This is a genomic window from Pseudoalteromonas rubra (genome assembly GCF_000238295.3).
In the GTDB taxonomy this organism is placed as follows: Bacteria; Pseudomonadota; Gammaproteobacteria; order Enterobacterales; family Alteromonadaceae; genus Pseudoalteromonas; species Pseudoalteromonas rubra.
The window spans coordinates 600,198-617,101 of record NZ_AHCD03000044.1; the positions used below are offsets into that span (position 1 = coordinate 600,198).

7 protein-coding genes are annotated in these 16,904 nt (G+C 45.4%); all 7 read left to right on the forward strand.

Annotation, left to right across the window (positions count from 1 at the left end; genetic code table 11):
- Positions 1–21: 21 nt before the first annotated feature.
- The 7 genes from PRUB_RS23455 (at position 22) to PRUB_RS23485 (ending at position 16,879) form a co-directional block, all read left to right on the forward strand.
- Positions 22–468: a hypothetical protein gene (locus PRUB_RS23455; protein ID WP_010380212.1), complete on the forward strand. Its 447-nt coding sequence runs from the start codon at positions 22–24 to the stop codon at positions 466–468.
- Between the two features lie 52 nt (positions 469–520).
- Complete coding sequence (locus PRUB_RS23460) at positions 521–817, forward strand: hypothetical protein (RefSeq protein ID WP_010380213.1); 297 nt, start codon at positions 521–523, stop codon at positions 815–817.
- A gap of 210 nt (positions 818–1,027) precedes the next feature.
- Entirely contained in the window at positions 1,028–1,999 is a 972-nt protein-coding gene (locus PRUB_RS23465) for a hypothetical protein (protein WP_010380215.1), read from the forward strand.
- 572 nt (positions 2,000–2,571) lie between these two features.
- Positions 2,572–3,060, forward strand: coding sequence for a hypothetical protein (locus PRUB_RS23470; RefSeq protein ID WP_010380217.1), 489 nt, complete (start codon positions 2,572–2,574; stop codon positions 3,058–3,060).
- Positions 3,061–3,492: 432 nt separating this feature from the next.
- Entirely contained in the window at positions 3,493–3,810 is a 318-nt protein-coding gene (locus PRUB_RS23475) for a hypothetical protein (protein WP_010380219.1), read from the forward strand.
- A 542-nt stretch (positions 3,811–4,352) separates the two neighbouring features.
- Positions 4,353–5,831, forward strand: a complete 1,479-nt coding sequence (locus PRUB_RS23480) for a hypothetical protein (protein WP_155946324.1) — start codon at positions 4,353–4,355, stop codon at positions 5,829–5,831.
- A gap of 2 nt (positions 5,832–5,833) precedes the next feature.
- Positions 5,834–16,879, forward strand: a complete 11,046-nt coding sequence (locus PRUB_RS23485; protein ID WP_010380223.1) for an FG-GAP-like repeat-containing protein — start codon at positions 5,834–5,836, stop codon at positions 16,877–16,879.
- The last annotated feature ends 25 nt before the right edge of the window (positions 16,880–16,904 follow it).

Genomic DNA, 16,904 nt, shown 5'->3' on the forward strand with positions numbered 1-16,904 from the left:
TCGATTTTACTTGGGCTAGTAATGAAAAAAGTAATAGCGTTAATTGTGGTCTTCGTTTTTTCTGCCAGTGCGTTAGGCAAAAGCGAAGATATACAAAAAGAAATAGAGCAACTACTCTTAAGTATGAATAAGTACTCTTTAAGCCCTTTAAGAGAGTTTATGGTAACGGATGAGAATATTGATTTAATAGGGAGTGCGATTAAAAAGTATGGAGAGCTGAGTTCTAGTAAGTGTTACGTTGCGCACTCCTCTAAATTGTTTTTTAGTATAGTGTGCCATGTAACATACTCTAGACATAAAAGTGGCAACTCGTTGAGCTTTTATGTTTTTAAGAATAAGAGTGGATATATAGGGACTAGGCTCGGAGTATCAAAAATGTTAGGGGATAAAGCGCTCTGCTTAAGGAATGTTCAAGTTGTAAAAGGTTTATCTGGGAAGTTATCTTTCCAAGTAGGTGAGTGTAGTTAAAATGACATGTGACTTTATATTTTCAAGTAAATAAACATATAAGGGGGGTGAAGTGTTATTTAGTTTTTTATGGGCGATACTTCTATTATTTTTAGCCGTTTATGGATTTTTCTCCGGTAGTATTTGTTTTCCTGGTTTTAAAGGGGAAGGATTATGCTACTTTGAAAATGGATTATACGTTATTGTTTTTGCTTTGTTCTTGGGTTTCATAAATATGATGCTTCCTTTGGTAGCATATTTAGATAAGAAAGAACGAGGTAGTTTTTATGTGATGATTGGAAATAAGCTGAAAATTGTATGTGTTGTATTTATTGTTATTGCGACAGCAATGGCGCATGGATACTTATGAAACATGCAGAAGGTAGACATATATGGACAGCCACCTAAAATTGGCGTACGGAATGTGTGCAGTTACATGGACTGCCACCTTAAAGGGTTACGTGGACAGCCACCTAAAATTGGCGTACTGAGGGTTACGTGGACAGCCACCTAAAATTGGCGTACGGAATGTACGCCGTCTACCTTTAGGTAATACTCAATGGATTGAGGATGACAAAGTATGCCAACTGCAAGGAAGAAGCAGGTCAGCTTATCAGATACTAAGTATTACCACTGCATATCCCGGTGTGTTCGCCGGGCATTTCTGTGCGGCAACGACCGCGTCACGGGCAAGTCTTATGAACATCGGCGAGACTGGGTTGAGGAAAAATTACTGACCCTTGCGAAGGTGTTTTGCATTGATGTGTGTGGCTATGCGGTTATGAGCAATCATACGCATATTGTGTTGTATGTGGATGATAAGAAAGCACAAAGGTTATCAGATAAAGCGATAGTGCTTCGCTGGCATAAACTGTTTAAGGGCAACTGGTTGACGCATAAGTTCATCGGTGGTGATGAGCTGAGTGAGTCAGAGCACAGTATACTTGATGCAGACATCAGTGAATTCAGAATACGCCTTGCGAGCATCAGCTGGTTCATGCGGGTGTTAAATGAAGACATTGCCCGCAGGGCCAATAAAGAAGATGGTTGCACAGGCCGGTTTTGGGAAGGGCGATTTAAGTCACAGGCCTTACTGGATGAAGCCGCACTGGCAGCGTGCCTGGCGTATGTTGACCTGAATCCAGTCAGAGCCAAAATGGCAGAGACACCGGAAACGTCAGACTACACCAGCATTAAAAAACGTATTGATTATGCACGGCAAGGAAAGCAACCTAAGAGCTTACTGCGCTTTGCAGGTAACCCAAGAAAGCACATGCCTAAAGGACTGCCGTTTGAGCTGACCTATTACATACAGCTAGTTGAATTAACAGGCCGATGCATGCGTGCAGATAAGCGGGGTTGTATCAGCGATAGTCAGCCACTGCTGACACGGTTGCAAATAGAGCCAGACAACTGGCTCAAACTGACTACGCAGTTTACAAAGGTCTTTCATGGTGCTGTGGGGCGAAAACAAGCGATGACAGATTACTGTGAACATCTTCATAAAAGGCGACGTGCCAACTTGACTCAGTGCGAGCGTCTACTGGGTTAACACCTTTCCGTAAGTACCATTTCGATGTATCTAAGTTGAGGCTGGATGCGAACTCGCATTGTCCAAATCTGATTATTTTCTAGAATTTCGTGCCTAAACATACGACTTTCATTGCTCAGAGCTTATAGGAAGCGCAGCCTTCAATAGTCTCGCACTTCAATCTAGAACATAGGGACAACTGGGCTGTGAGATTACGGGTGGGTGTCGCACAAAAGAAACACTGGGTGATGAGAGGGATTTAGAATATCTGCAGAGTGTTGCAAGTGAGGACGATGGTAAAGGGTATTCAGAAATAGCAAAAGTAGCACTCTCGATTCATAAGTCGGTGAATGACTATATGTCTAAAACTTCAAATTAGGCTGGGAGAATAAAGTTAAAAGTTACTTACACAGCTCAGAGTGGATGTCCTACTATCTCTCTTCGGCAGGTTGGCAGGCTCAACTTGGAAGTGAACCAGCTTAGGAAGGATGTCCTGCTATCTACTCTGCTATCTACTCTGCTATCTACTCACTCTTATTGAATAACAATGACGTTTGAGTGGTCGTGTCATATATACTTTATAGAGTGAGATTATGGAAATATATTTTGAATCTGAAATTGCATTTAGTTACTTTGAACTGTACTTCAGGGTTTTCACTTTATTAGTTTTGTTTTTTTCTTACAATAAAGTGAAAGCGATATTTGATGAGTATGTTTTTATTTATTTCAACGTGCACTTTTCTATCTTTTGGTCGTTGGCTATTTTTTTTAGTATTGGCTACTTGATAAGTATGTTGAATAAAAAAAGTGACTTTGAGCTTGTTTCTGAAAGTCAACATGAAGTTGTTAGGGGGGTTGTAAGTAATTATAAAGTTGAAAATTCAGCTAGCAGGAAAGAGTCCTTTAAAGTTAATGATGTAAATTTTGAATATAATAACGTTGTTACACCCCCATATTTTTTTGCAAATAGAAGGTATGATGAAGGGGTAATAAAAAATGGTCGCTATGTGGCAGTTTTCTATGTTAGTGACGGGAGAAAAAATTATATTACAAGGCTAGAGTTTGACTCGTTTCAGGAGTGAAAGTTACATGGACAGCCATCTAAAACTGGCGTACAGGCTGAGAGGCAGGTTCGACTTTGGAAGTGCGCCAGCTTAGGAGGGGTGTCCGGTAGAGGCTATGTGGACAGCTACCAAAAGAGTTACTGTCAGCTCTTACTAATATGCAAGACCTAGGCAGCAGTGAGTTTAATAGTAATGTGAAGGTAAGTTTTTAAGTTTGTAATGTGAAATTGTAATAATTGTCTGGTACGTTTTTCGGTGTTGTTTAGCCTCTACATTTTCCTTATCTAGACTTCTCTCATTGAAGTACATTGACTTTCTTAATATTGAATCTGAAAAATGCTTATGTTATTGTTTTAATTGGTTTTAAATGGGCTGGTGTTGAATGGGCTTTAGAGTTGGCACATATTTTCACCTGCTCTGTTTTCATCATATGGAAAATGGGAATGGAAAATGAAGATTAGATTATTATTCGCGCTTTTTTTGCCTGTAATGGCCAATGCTTCTGATTGGAGTGCTGTAGAAAAAGTAACAAGTATAGGAATTCGGGCTGACGGTACCCAAGGTATTGTTTTGAGATTAGAGAGTAAAGCACATAATCCCAGCAATTGTAGCTTAGAGGATCATTACTTTATTCGAAATACAAACCCAATGTATGACGAAATGTTCTCACTAATTTTAGCCGCTAAAAAATCAGGGTCAGAGATTTCAGTAAAGGTAAATGGCTGTGATAATGGCCGTCCGAAAGTAATCTGGGTTTCTGAGAGTTAAACCAATTAATTTCTGAGAGTTATTCGTTTTGATTTATTTCTGTTCAAAACAACAAATGAGTAACTCTCATTCCATTCATACATTGTCAAACTGTCAGATCAGGTTCGTTACTAGTCTAAAGCTCGAGTCTGGCGCGTATCGATATAAACTTAGTAATCCAGGTAAATACTTGGCGACCACTTTTTTGACTCCAGTGAGTCCTCACATACAAATATGAGCTGGCTACAAAATTGGCTAGTCGTTCTGGTATCCGGAATGAGCACTGAAGTTTTGGCTCTAGACAATACCATTTTCACTTATCTGATATGACCCATGCACAGGGTGTTCATATCTGTATCTAGTATTAAATTTTACCCCGGATGGAATTTATTATTACCTAATTTTTCTTCTAAGTGCATAATTTAACTACCTCTTGGTTTGTACATTTTTTTTCCATTTGTAACTCATTTACGCTTGTTTACGCGGTCTTATTGTCCTTAAAAACTCAATAAAGTAGTCTGCGCGCTTTTTGTCTGTTGAGTAACCTTTAGGCCTGTTTAAGTATGTCCATTCGATCATTCGTTTTGTGCGCTTCGATACTCACCTCTGCTGAGGTGATAGCAAGCGATTTCAAACAAGCATATGCGCCCATTATGGTGGGTGACATCATTACTTTTATACCCATAGAGCTTACGCCTTTGCGTGTTGCTCAGGTATGGAAATCACCTGCCAGTAATGGCATCAAAATAGCCTGGTCTAAAGTGGACGACGCAAAATACTACAAGCTCAGCTACACGGTAAAAAATCCGAATGGCAGTGAGGTTTCGCACTCAGTTGTCGTGACAGGCCTGTATCATACGCTGTCGTCCGATACTAATAGCTATACAAATATCACAGTGCAGGCATGTCACGATTATGGCTGCTCGACTATGCAAGTTGCACAGGAAAAAGCCCAACAGCCTCTCACTATTCAGTCTTTTTATGGTGGGGCCAGTCAGGCCGGAAGCAATGGTGTAGTTACATTACATTGGCAAACAAGTGGTGCAACAAGTGTCTCTATCAGCCAGACCGTCAATGGCAGAATTGTGTCGACTAAGCATGGCTTGTCACCAAATACCGGCAGTTATACCGTAAGGCCGACTCCGTTTACCTCTTATACACTGACCGCGCACCAGTTCGAAGGTCAGACAGCCAAGCGTACTATCAATATTGCCTCAGCGTATCATCAACCTGAACGGAAACCTGGCAAAAAACAGCCTGCGTATCAACAGCCATTCCATGAAAAAGGATATGACATTGTACAACGCACGCTTGTACGTCATGTCGATAGCCTCTACTTCTCAACAAGAGACTATAAATTGTATCGATTTGATATTGGCGATAACAACCGCATTCAGCCTGAACCAACCTGGGTGCTCGAAACGGATGGACTCATTGCAAACAAGCCTATCATCGAGGGTGATCATCTGTTTTACACAGCAAGCTATTCAGCGAAGAAGCAACTGAATGGTGAAAACCACAAAAAGGAAAATAAAGGTCAGGTGTGCTCAGTGAACATAGCACGCGGCATTACCACTCCAGCGCCGGAGTGCAGACAATTTGAGTTCAATGTCGTGGCAGGTCCTGTCATGGTCAGAACACCCGAAAGAACCGTGTCTAACCTCTTTCGACTATTCAGTGCTGCGCCGGCAGACGAAGCGGCTGAAGGGCTTTATGTATTTGAGAGAAACGGCACTTTATCTGTTATCGACCCGTACGACCTGAAGCGGAACATTGTCCGCAGACAGATCCCGAATGGTGACAGCGGCAATGGCATTTTAGCAACACCAGAGGTGTTTCTGTCTGGTAATGGCAGCAATGTCAACCAGATTGTGGTTAAGCAAGAAGGCAAAATCATGGGAGTACAAGTCCCAACCAGTAGCGAAGTACCAAGCCGGGTATCTGTTGCTGCGCGTTCCATGATGCAGTCTCTGGGTTTAAGTGAACGGGCTGAACCTGAGCCCGTTAAACCACTTGAAGTTATCTGGGAGAAGGAGCTGTAATCATGACTAAGTTTATCAATTTTAGTATTGTCTTACTTGCTGCGCTTTGGGGCTTCGGCGCCTCAGCATCAAACTTAAATTCCTGGGCGCCAATATGCGTAATTGACGAGCCAGTTATGTACGCAGGTGAAACAAAAAAAATAACACTTGCGCATTTCAACGCCAAAAAGCTAGGTATGCACCGAGTTGTTGTCAATGGTATTGAACAGTTCAATTACAAGTATGAAGAGTCGCCAAAAAGGACCTTTTATTACTTTACGCCAGATGAGCCAGGGTGGCATTCAATTAGGGCACAGTGGAACTATAAAGTTGAAATTGGGCGTAAAGGCTATGTCACGCATGAGTGTGTTCAATCTGTTTATGTAAAGGAGAAGCCAAAGCCTGAGCCTAAAGATCCTACTATTGATGGGTTTTTATCGACCAACAAAAGTACGGTACCTGAAGGCACCAGTGTCACAGCTCAGTTTACTGCGACAGACAGTCAGATGATTCAAATCATGTACAGACTGCCTAAAGGCCCGTTTATACCGAGGCAAGTCTGTGAGACCAGTAGTTGTGTATTTAAAATTGACCTCAATGAGCCGGGTCAACATCAGTTTTATGCTTGGGCGGCAGGTCACAACTCGCCATCGGGTAAAGATACAAAGACGGTAAACAAAACACTGAGTATTGAGGTGACGGAGACCAACACAGCACCTATCATATCTTTGAAATTCAAAGAGAATAATAAGCAGGACCTGGTGCTAAGCTCCGGGGAGTCTGCCACGGTGATGATTGCCGGTACAGATTTAGACAGTCAGTCTTACAACCAGATCACGAAGGTGGAATTTACCGATGCTCAGGGTCGAAAAACGGATCAAACCAACGCCTGTAAACAATCCGATGGTTCAGTATCTTGTGAGCTCAATACGGGTAATGTAGTACAAAACTCAATTGTGACAGCTACCCTGTGGAGCGGAAATCTAAAAGCGTCCATGCAGGGCCGGATTGCCATTAATCGTGCTCCTGTTGTGAATAAACTCTCTGTGACCCAGAATAACCAGCCTGCGCAGTTTGTGCAGCGTGGTAGTCAAGTCAAGGTTACTGCCAGTGCCACAGATGCCAACAACAATATTAAAGATCTGCAATTATGTATGTTGCCAGGCACTCAGGTTGATTCTAACCAAAGGTGTAATGGGAAAGCAGTATTAAAGACCTGTACGACAACAAGCTGTAGCGCCACAACGGCACTCAGTCATACTGGCCCTCAAACGATATACGCCAGAGCCGAAGATACGCTGGGACTGCATCACCCACAGGAAAAAACGGTGATTGTGCTCAGTGACTATTATTTCCAGGTTGAAGCGGGATCGGTCGCCAAACAATACGTTGTAAATGATCCGAAAACACCGCCAACGATTTCCTGGCAAGTGAATGCCAATAAAATCTACGCATCTGGTCGCACAATTAAAGGGTTCAGAATATTACCTGGGGGTGTTCAGGCGCATGCAATTGATGCTCAGATAATCACAGGAGCAGACAAAAGTGCGCAGGCTGCTAAGTTATGTGCAACGGGTAAATGTGCCTTCACATTGAACTGGAAACCTAACCAGGCGTCGTATGGCACTGCCAGAGCGTTCAGAGTCGAAGCCATTGATGATAAGGGCCAGCGTATTGTCTCCGACGAAATTCACGCAAACATTATTTTGGCGCTGCCGAATAAGCCTACGACACCGCGTGTAGGGTTAGAGCTGAATGATAATAAGTACTACGCAAACCTGAGTAATTTGGGAACGGCAACGAAAACCACTTTAATTATGTACGTTGATGACCAGGTTATTGATCAGTATACACATGATTTAAAAGCAAAAGCTTTAATCAAGAATATCAGTAAAGCCAACAACGGTCAGCAGCTTAAAGTATGTGTCATTGGCACTGTTGAAGGCGCAAATGGGTCTGTGGATAGCGACCAGGGTTGCTCTGCCAATGAGACGATTGCATTTGATAACACGCCCGCCAATCCAGTGATGGATATGGCATACACGCAGTTTGGTGGTTCCTATAAGTTGAAGTGGAAAGCCAATCAGGATGACAATGCTACGGCCAGCTATTCTCTTAGATACTGGAAAGGCCATATTGCGGACGAAGAGACATCTGCTATTCAGTACGTGCGTGGGATCACTGCCACGGAATATGAGCAAACGAATACGCAATTAGGTACCCATACTTACATACTGTCTGCGTGTAATGCCCAGAATCAATGTGAGGAAGCCCCCCCCATTGTAGTTGAACATCTGGCACCAACCATTGCAGGCGTCAAGGTCGACGAGCATGCAAAAACGTTAACACTTGGCGGTGTTGCGCTGCATGGCAGTGCCGGGCGCTTAATTATCCAGCTACGTAATTCTGCGGAAACAGTAGAGATCAGTAATCGCGACATCCAGGTTACACCATCGGGTGGCGTATTAACGGCTAAGTTGTCTGACAGGTTAATCACAGGCTACAAAAACAAAGGCCTAGTGGTTGAATTCCGCAATGGCATTCAGTGTCCTGAAAATAGCGCCAAATCTAACATTCCGGGTAAAGTACTCTGTGTTGATGGTATGTCGACCTACAAAGTGATTGCAGACGATCAGCATCAGGATGACATCGTTGATATGACTGAGAACAATTTCAGTGTCAGCGACAATGGTTATGTTTACGTGGGTGCTAAACGCAAGCACAAAGATGCTGGCGGTGCGCCTTTCTATCACGATGCAGGTCGCTATGATGACAACTCTATAGGTGCTCATCCGAGTCAGGCCCGTGCGGGATTGCACATCTATAAACATGGTGGGGGTACTAATAACCCAGGTTGGATCTTCGCGACGGGTGACGATGCATCTGAACACAATACCGTCGTTGGTAAGCCGTTGGTACTGTCCGACGGCGACATAGACAATGTGTACTTTGGTGCACAAAACCGCAACGTGTATAAAATTTCACACAATACGGTTAGCGCCTCAGAGGCCAATTTAAACTATGTCTGGAAGCAGGCAACGCGTGGTGCCAACACCGCGGCTCTGCAGACGGATAAAAATGGCAATATCTATGTTGGATCAATGGATGAGAACCTTTACTCGCTTCGTCCGGACACAGGTCAAATCAACTGGCATTACAAATTTACCGGTTCAGGTGGTATTACCTCACTGACAGGTGTATCTGAGAAAGGCCTGGTTTATGTCACCACGCAAGACGGTGAATTTCTCAAAATTGATCGCAACCTGCTTGATGCGAATGCCGTCGACTGGCGCAAACACTGGGACTATAACAAGCACATCCAGCCTGGCTGGGAGCCTGACGAATCCCTGATAGAAACGCGTACAATCGCTTATCTGATTGGTGCTCTGCACGATAAGTATCCGAGCAAAGTGAGTATCAGTGCGATGGCCTATGCTTTCGCAACGGGTCATTCTCTTGAAGAAGTGGTGAATGCGATTTTGAACGCTCCGGTCGGTTATAGCGAAGATGATCTGGCGCTCAGAGGAGCTGACAACAATAAATTCACCAAAGTGTTGTTCAGCCGTTTGTTGAATAAGCAGGCAACAGCTAGCGATTTGATCAATGGTAAGTCGGCCGCAGACTGGGCGTTGCAGTTAAATGCAGGAGACGTGAGACGGGCCGAGTTGGTACTGATGCTATATGGCCACACAGCGCAGGTTTATCAGGATATGGTAAAAGAAGTTGTGGAGTTATATTACGGTCATTGTTTTGGCGTCGCGTGTAACTACTCAAGGGACAGTGACGGTGATGGCGTAGGAAATTGGCTTGAGAATCAACTTGGACTGGATAAAAATGATCCAAGGGACCGTTTGCAAGCTCCTGAGCTTGCTCTGGTATCCAATGATGACGGCCATCTGTCGTTCTCTTTAAAGAGCGATACCGTTGCGCATTTCTACCGTATTTCTCATCAGGTTGGTAACAATGAGCCTGTGGCCTATTCGGTCATTGCAAATCGTTCACACCCTCAGCGTATAGCCAGCTGGCGCAAGAAAGTCATGAATGGCCAGCATACGTTTACTGCTCGATCTTGTGTATTCGGTTACATTCAGGGCGAACGTCAGGAAGCGTGTAGCCAGGATGCGTCTGAGCCAACAGACGTGACGATTAACGACAGCACCAGTGAAGATCCAATCCATGTTGAAGCGGCAGCCTTGCCATCTGGTCCTATCAATTCTCATATTGATCTGGCTGCCAGTGCAGCATTGTCGCCAACTGTGGGTAGTTTCCGGGTAAGCGAAGGCGGTAGTGCGACTTACACTGTGGCGCTGCCACTGCCTGAAGGTATTGCAGGTGTGACGCCTCAGGTTAGCCTGAACTACGACTCTCAGGCAGGTGATTCAAGCATTGCCGTAGGTTGGTCATTGAATGCCGGGTCTGCTATTGCTCGCTGTCGTAAGACTGAAGCGCAGGATGGTGAATTTGCCGCATTGCAATTCAATGATTCAGATAGCTACTGTCTGTCGGGTCAGCGCTTGATCGAGGTGAATAACCTTGACTGGCCTATGTCAGAGAGCAACGATGTACTTGCGCGCTATGTCACTGAACTGGATAGCCAAATTTTTGTTGAAAGACAAGCCTACCTGGATGGCCAGCGATTTGTTGTATATGGCAAAGATGGCTCGAAGAAAGTGTATGGCGGTGATAGTAACTCAGAGATCCGTATCAGCCCTAATGGTGGTTCGAACACAGTGACTATGACCTGGCTGTTAACTCAAGAGAGTGACAGCATAGATCACCCGGATTCACGCATTACCTACAGCTACACCACAAAGCATGCTGGTGAAGGGGCCTTGTTGTTAAGCAATATTGCATACAGCGGTTATCAGGTAGTGTTTGAATATGAAAGTGGTGAGGTGAGAAACCGTAGCTATGTGTTCTTCGATTCGCTTACGCAGCGTGCCAGATTAGCCCGGATCAAAATTGAGAATCACAATGGCTTCAAAACAGAGTTGAGTCGTTACGAGATTTCAAAGCACACCAGCGAACCAGCGTATAACGGATTACGCCGACTGGACAGGCTTCAGCAATGTCGCGGAAGTGTGTGTAAGCGACCTATTGAGTTTAAATACAATGACTTTGCACGTATGCATAATTTCAGTGATTCAAAGCCATTATTTGACGCAGGACACTCAGGTACCGGACGCAGTAAGCTGGCCGCCTTTACTCTGATGGATGGCAATGGCGATGGGATTGTTGAACTGGCGACGGTTGAAAAACTTCGCGACAGAGATAAGCAGTATCAACTGTGTTTCTGGGGAAGCACTGACGCCTATGATGCACAAAAACTGGCATGCCGCTCATTCAGACGAGAAGATAATGATGAGAAGATCGCAATTATCCCTGTTGATCCTGAGGGTGACGGTACTCAGTCGCTGTGGATCAACCTGAAAAGCGAACTTGACCGCGGCTACAATCGTGCTTACTGGACAAGATTTGACTTTAACGGCAGTTCGGTTACCCAAAGTACACCGCAAATTGCCGGGCTCAATGGTCATTACATGCGCGAGATTAAGTTTGCCGACTTTAATGGTGATGGCTATGCGGATCTTATTTATAAGGGGGCGACAAATGACGGTCAATTGGATGATCAAAACCTCTATGTGAGCTACTGGAAAGGGTCTCGCTTTGCAGGTGACCAAGAGCTGGTGCTGTCGTCATCGGCGTATTTGTCTAACTTCACCGAAAAAGGCACTGACTGGGTTGCCGCTGATGTGAACTTTGATGGTCTGGCTGATGTTATTTCTCTGAAGTGTGCGAATAATCGCTGTGAAGAGAATGAGGCTAACGCTATCTTTATTCAGCTAAATAAGGGTGGTCAGGCATTCTCGTCGCGCCGGGTGTATGGTAACGGCAGAACGATACGTTTCTTACAGCCTGCTGATCTTAATGGCGATGGTTTAATGGACCTGATATTCCAAGAGAAGAACAGGCAAGACCGCTGGCAGTGGCATGCACTGGTTGCGCGTTCCGCCATTGAGTCGCAAACGTATGGAAGAAGTCGTTTTAAACCTATTCCGTTTACGACGGTGGGAGAGACTGTTGATGCACTGGACACCACTGACGATAACATAAACGAAGATGTCCCCCCATTATTGATGGACATTGATGGTAATGGCATGGTTGAGCTGTACTTTAAATCCGCAAGTGCGCGTGATGGCAGCTGGCGTCGGTACGTCTGGAATCCAGAGAGTGAAGAGCTCGACTTCAATGGTTTTGGTCCGAATACGGAGCATCTGGATTTCGCTGAGGGTGACTTCGCAACATTGGCTGACTTTGATAACAATGGCACATCAGACTTGGTTATGCGCCATGATGACGACATCTATGTCAAAATGAGTACCGAAAAAGTCAGTATGCCCGGATTGCTTAAAGAGATCCGTCAGGGCTATGGTGCCAAAACAGAGATTATTTATGGTTTCATGAATAATGGTGTGGTTGAAGGAGCTGCCAGCACAGGTAAGCCAGTCTACTCTCCTGAACTCGCTGGCCTGTCTGCGTATCAGCGCGACCAGCGAGATGATCAGGCGTTGTTTACAATGCAGGGTTTTAAGGTTTCTTCGCACATAGGTGCCATGCCATTGGTTGCGTCGGTTACAACCCAAAGTCCATCGTGGCCACTGTCTGATAACGTTGCGGATAACGAAGTCACGGTAAATTACCATTACTACGGCGCCAAAATGCAATTTGGTGGTCGCGGCTGGCTCGGTTTTGCAGCGGTGAAAACCTCGACCGAAAAAGACGGTTATAACTTTGATACGGTAACCCGTTATCGACAGGCTTTCCCATATACCGGGCTGCCTAAATCTACGGAGAAGCGGTTTGATAATATCTTGCTGAGTCTGGCAAACAACCGGTACTCCTCACTAGACGGCAAGCATGATAAATCGGTTTACACCTATATGGCCGGATCATGGCAGTGTTCTGCCCGGGTAGATGATGTAAGCAACAGTTATGCCATTTCCGGACATAATTGCCAGAGCGTTACGACTTCTCAGGATAAATGGGGCAATGTATTCAGTAATGCAGTCTCGCAGTTTGATGTGTCGGCAAGTAACGTTGAAGACTTTGTAAGTGGCTCAGTGAGCACTGGCACTAAGCTTTCTACGGTGGCTACGAATAACTGTTACGGTAATTCGTGCAGTGTAAACGAGGCCGGAGATAGCGATTACGAGATGCTTGGCCGCCTGACCGATACTAAAGTGACGCACTCAAAGCCTGGGCTTGCAGCATCAGCCAGAGAAAGCCGCTTTGAGTATTTTGACTCGGGCGATACGCGATTCATGTTATCAAAGGAGATCGTTAATGAAGGCAAGGGCTGTGATTTTGAGTTAACGACTTCATATACTTATGACGCATGGGGTAACACTCAAAAACAAGTAGCTACGCCTAGCGGTTGTGAACAGGCACAAGTCACGCGCAGCAAAACTTATGAGTATGACAATGGTCACCACTTGTCTCAGGTCGTCAATGATTACTTTGGAGAGGGTGAGGTTAAGCAGCGTAATGAGTTTGGCTTGCCAATCGAGTCTACCAATGTCCATGGTGTAGTAACGACCAGTTTGTACGACACATTTGGCGTTGAGATTGGCTCATATTCAGAGACTGGTGCACAAAGCTACAGCTATCTTGAAGCCTGCCATGGTGTTAACAACTGTGCTGTCCAGCGTGTCAAAGAAGTAAATGGTGAGGTCGTTGAAAGGCAGTATCTGGATGTTTCTGGCAGGGTGTTCCGGGTTAAAACACGTGGTCTTGGTGACGGCTGGTATGAGTCTAATATTACCTTTGACAAGTATGGTCGTGAACTGACTTCACAGGCGCCAGGTAGTGCTGCTGTTTCAACTCGGTATGATGCCTTTGACCGGACTATTGAGATTGCTGATCCGAATGCCGGGACTTTGTCAAAATTCACGGTTAATGATCTGACCACCACTGTGACTGTGTCTGCAATGGCACTGGACTCTATGCATGGCGGTTTGTCTGCAAATCAGGACAAAGGGTTACCGGGGGGCTACCAGCGTCAGGAGATTACGGTTTCAGATGCCCTGGGTAAAGTGGTATCCAAAACCGATAATGCCGGACATACCCTAACTTATGGTTATGATGTGTGGGGGAACCAGATTGAGGTGTTCTCGTCCGTGGATAATAAAGTGGTTGCGAAATCGCATTATGACTTGCTGGGACGCCTGGAATACCGCCAAACGCCAAATGCGGGTAAGTGGCAGTATGCATTTAATGCGTTTGGCGAGATGCGCAGTCAAACTGATGCCCGTGGTCTGGTGACCCGATTCTCTTACGATAAGTTAGGCCGTAAGATCGCTCAGGGGGCGGATGGTCTTCAGAGATGGGATTACAGGAACTCACCAAACTTGCAGTTCGCTGAAAACGCAAAGTGGCAAGAACGTTACTTTTATGATTCTATGGGCCGCCCTGCGGGTAAGGTAACAGGTGTTGATGAGCGCTTGAAAGGCATCTGTACGGGTAGCGTGGAGTTTAATACTGAAACTTCTGATATCCGAATTAATAGCACTGTAAGTCTTAATCCTGCAAGGTTCTTGTGTGTGGTTCAGCAGAATTTCTACGATGAGTTTGGTCGACTTGAGCGCTCTTTTGATGACTATCGTCGCGTGAGTGACAACACAAGCCTGTCGCTTCCGCTGGGCTATCATCATGCTGCTGGTCAGTATGTTGAAGCAAGAGGGGTTAAACGAACATACAACCGTTACGGTAAGCTCATTGCGATTCAGGAAGCGCGAAATGCAGACAATGGGGTTAAGTACTATGAAGTCACTTCTGCAAACAGCCGTGGCCAGGTTACGGGTTACAACAAAGGGCTTGCAGAAGTGTCAGTGGGTTATGATAGCCAGGGTATGGTTGCGTCAATTGAAGCCCACAAGATGGATGAGCCCGGAGGTGAAACTTACATTCAGGGCGATACCTATCGCTTTGATAGTCTGGGTAACCTGACTTATCGCAGCCAGCTGGGTGGTGGTCAGGAGCGTTTCTCCTATGATGCGCTAAACAGGTTGACTCATGTTAACGATCAGCAAAGGTATCAGTACTGTGACAATGGCAGCTTAAAAGTTAAAGATGGCTGGTCTCAGTTTTATGGGACGGGTCAGTGCGATACACATCGACTGGAATCACGCACAGCTCAGATTGATACCGTATTTGCATCAGCCATGGGCGGCAGTGGCCTCAAAAGTGCCGGCCCCATGTCATTTGCGAGTGGATCTTTGCCTTTAGGCACTGTTACCGAAACATTTAAGTATGATGCCAATGGTAATGAAACTGAGATGGTACGTCAGCTTGGAGACGGTGAAGCGGCTAAGGTATATCGTACCCAGACATACAGTGCACGGAATAAAGTAACTCGGATCACCGATCAGGACGGTAAGCATGTCACATTTGATTATGATGTAAACAATAGAAGATTCAAACGCTGGGATGGTGGTGACCAAACGGTTTACTATGTTGGCTCACTTGAGTTGACCTGGTCGAAGGGCGAACGGTTTATTCGACGTTACATTGGTAATGATGCAGTTCAGATTTATCGCGATGAAGGAGCTAGTCGCTTGCAGTGGTTGTTTACTGACCATCAGGGGTCGGTCACAACGGTGACGGATAACAGCCTGAAGTTATTGAAGCGCTTTAGTTATGATGCCTTTGGAAAACGCCGTGAAGTGCAAGAGACAGAAGCTTATATCACCCAGCACTATGCTGACAACGTGGGTACTTCGATCTTTGATGCGATAGCGCCAAACCTGAGATCGTATACCGGCCATGAGCCAGTGTCTCTGGGCGGCGATAACCGTATCATTCATATGGGTGGGCGAATCTACGACGCGGATACCGGACGGTTTATGCAAGCGGATCCTGTGATTCAGGCGCCGGGTAACTTGCAAAACTACAACGCCTATTCGTATGTACTGAATAATCCGTTGTCATATACAGATCCAAGTGGATATCTGTTTAAGAAGCTTGGGAAGTTTATCAAGAAACACTGGCGTCCGATCCTTGCTGTGGCTGCGGCGGTTGTAACATATGGTGCGGCTGTTAGTGCATTTACCGTTTCGTCATCAATCACTTTGGCAAATGGCGCGGTGCTAACTGCAAGCTATGTTTCAACTGCTGGCTATATTGCTGCCGGGGCGATATCCGGTGCCGTTTCAGGGGCAATAGCAACTGGCAGTGCCAAAGGTGCGCTTTCTGGCGCTCTATCCGGCGCTGTATTTGCTGGTATTGGTCAGGCATTTACTGGGAATTCTGGATTCTTCAAAACGGGCGGTGCTGGTCATATTGGTACGCATGCAGTAGCAGGAGGCATTCTGACCGATATACAAGGGGGTAAGTTTGGTCACGGTTTCATTAGTGCAGGAATAAACAAAGGTGTCGGAAGCCGGTTCTTGCCTGGTAGTGTGAGGACGCTGGGTGAGGCTGCGAGAGGGACGGTTGTGTCTGCGATGATAGGAGGCACTGTTTCACAGCTAACTGGAGGCAAATTTGGTAATGGTGCACGTACTGGTGCTATGCAGTATTTGTATAACCGGATAGGCAAAACGGACTATGGAAAAATATGGAAGGATGCTAAACGTACATGGAGTGATTATTGGAGCAGCACAATTGAGTCCGAGCATAAGAATCTTATGAATGCTAATGGAACCGTACAGGGGGCTAGTACAGCAGGAGGTTCAGCGATGGTCGGAGTAGTTGGAAAGGCGATGGACGCTGGGGTTGTTTTGGATAGTCAGGGAAACATGTGCTTAATTGCAAATGATTGTACACGGCTAGGTGTGGGGTTGGGTGCATCAACAGCCGCTATGTGGTCCCTTAACGTTGCTGACGCCCCATTACAAAGCAGTACTTCAGAAGCCTGGGGAGCTTTTGTTGAGCTCCCAGTCGCTTCCGGCCAAATATTATTAAATGATAATAGCTTAGGATTGGGGAGAGCAAAAGGAGGGCTTTCTACTCCAACCGAATTATCTATTGGTATACAGCACTGTACAACTACGGTCGTATGTAAAGAGTAAATATAATGAACAGACAGAAAATTGG

What these genes read in the sequence shown, in the direction of transcription:
- PRUB_RS23455 (WP_010380212.1), top strand. Translation starts at nt 22, where the DNA reads ATGAAAAAAGTAATAGCGTTAATTGTGGTCTTCGTTTTTTCTGCCAGT.
- PRUB_RS23465 (WP_010380215.1), top strand. Translation starts at nt 1,028, where the DNA reads ATGCCAACTGCAAGGAAGAAGCAGGTCAGCTTATCAGATACTAAGTAT.
- PRUB_RS23470 (WP_010380217.1), top strand. Translation starts at nt 2,572, where the DNA reads ATGGAAATATATTTTGAATCTGAAATTGCATTTAGTTACTTTGAACTG.
- PRUB_RS23475 (WP_010380219.1), top strand. Translation starts at nt 3,493, where the DNA reads ATGAAGATTAGATTATTATTCGCGCTTTTTTTGCCTGTAATGGCCAAT.
- PRUB_RS23480 (WP_155946324.1), top strand. Translation starts at nt 4,353, where the DNA reads ATGTCCATTCGATCATTCGTTTTGTGCGCTTCGATACTCACCTCTGCT.
- PRUB_RS23485 (WP_010380223.1), top strand. Translation starts at nt 5,834, where the DNA reads ATGACTAAGTTTATCAATTTTAGTATTGTCTTACTTGCTGCGCTTTGG.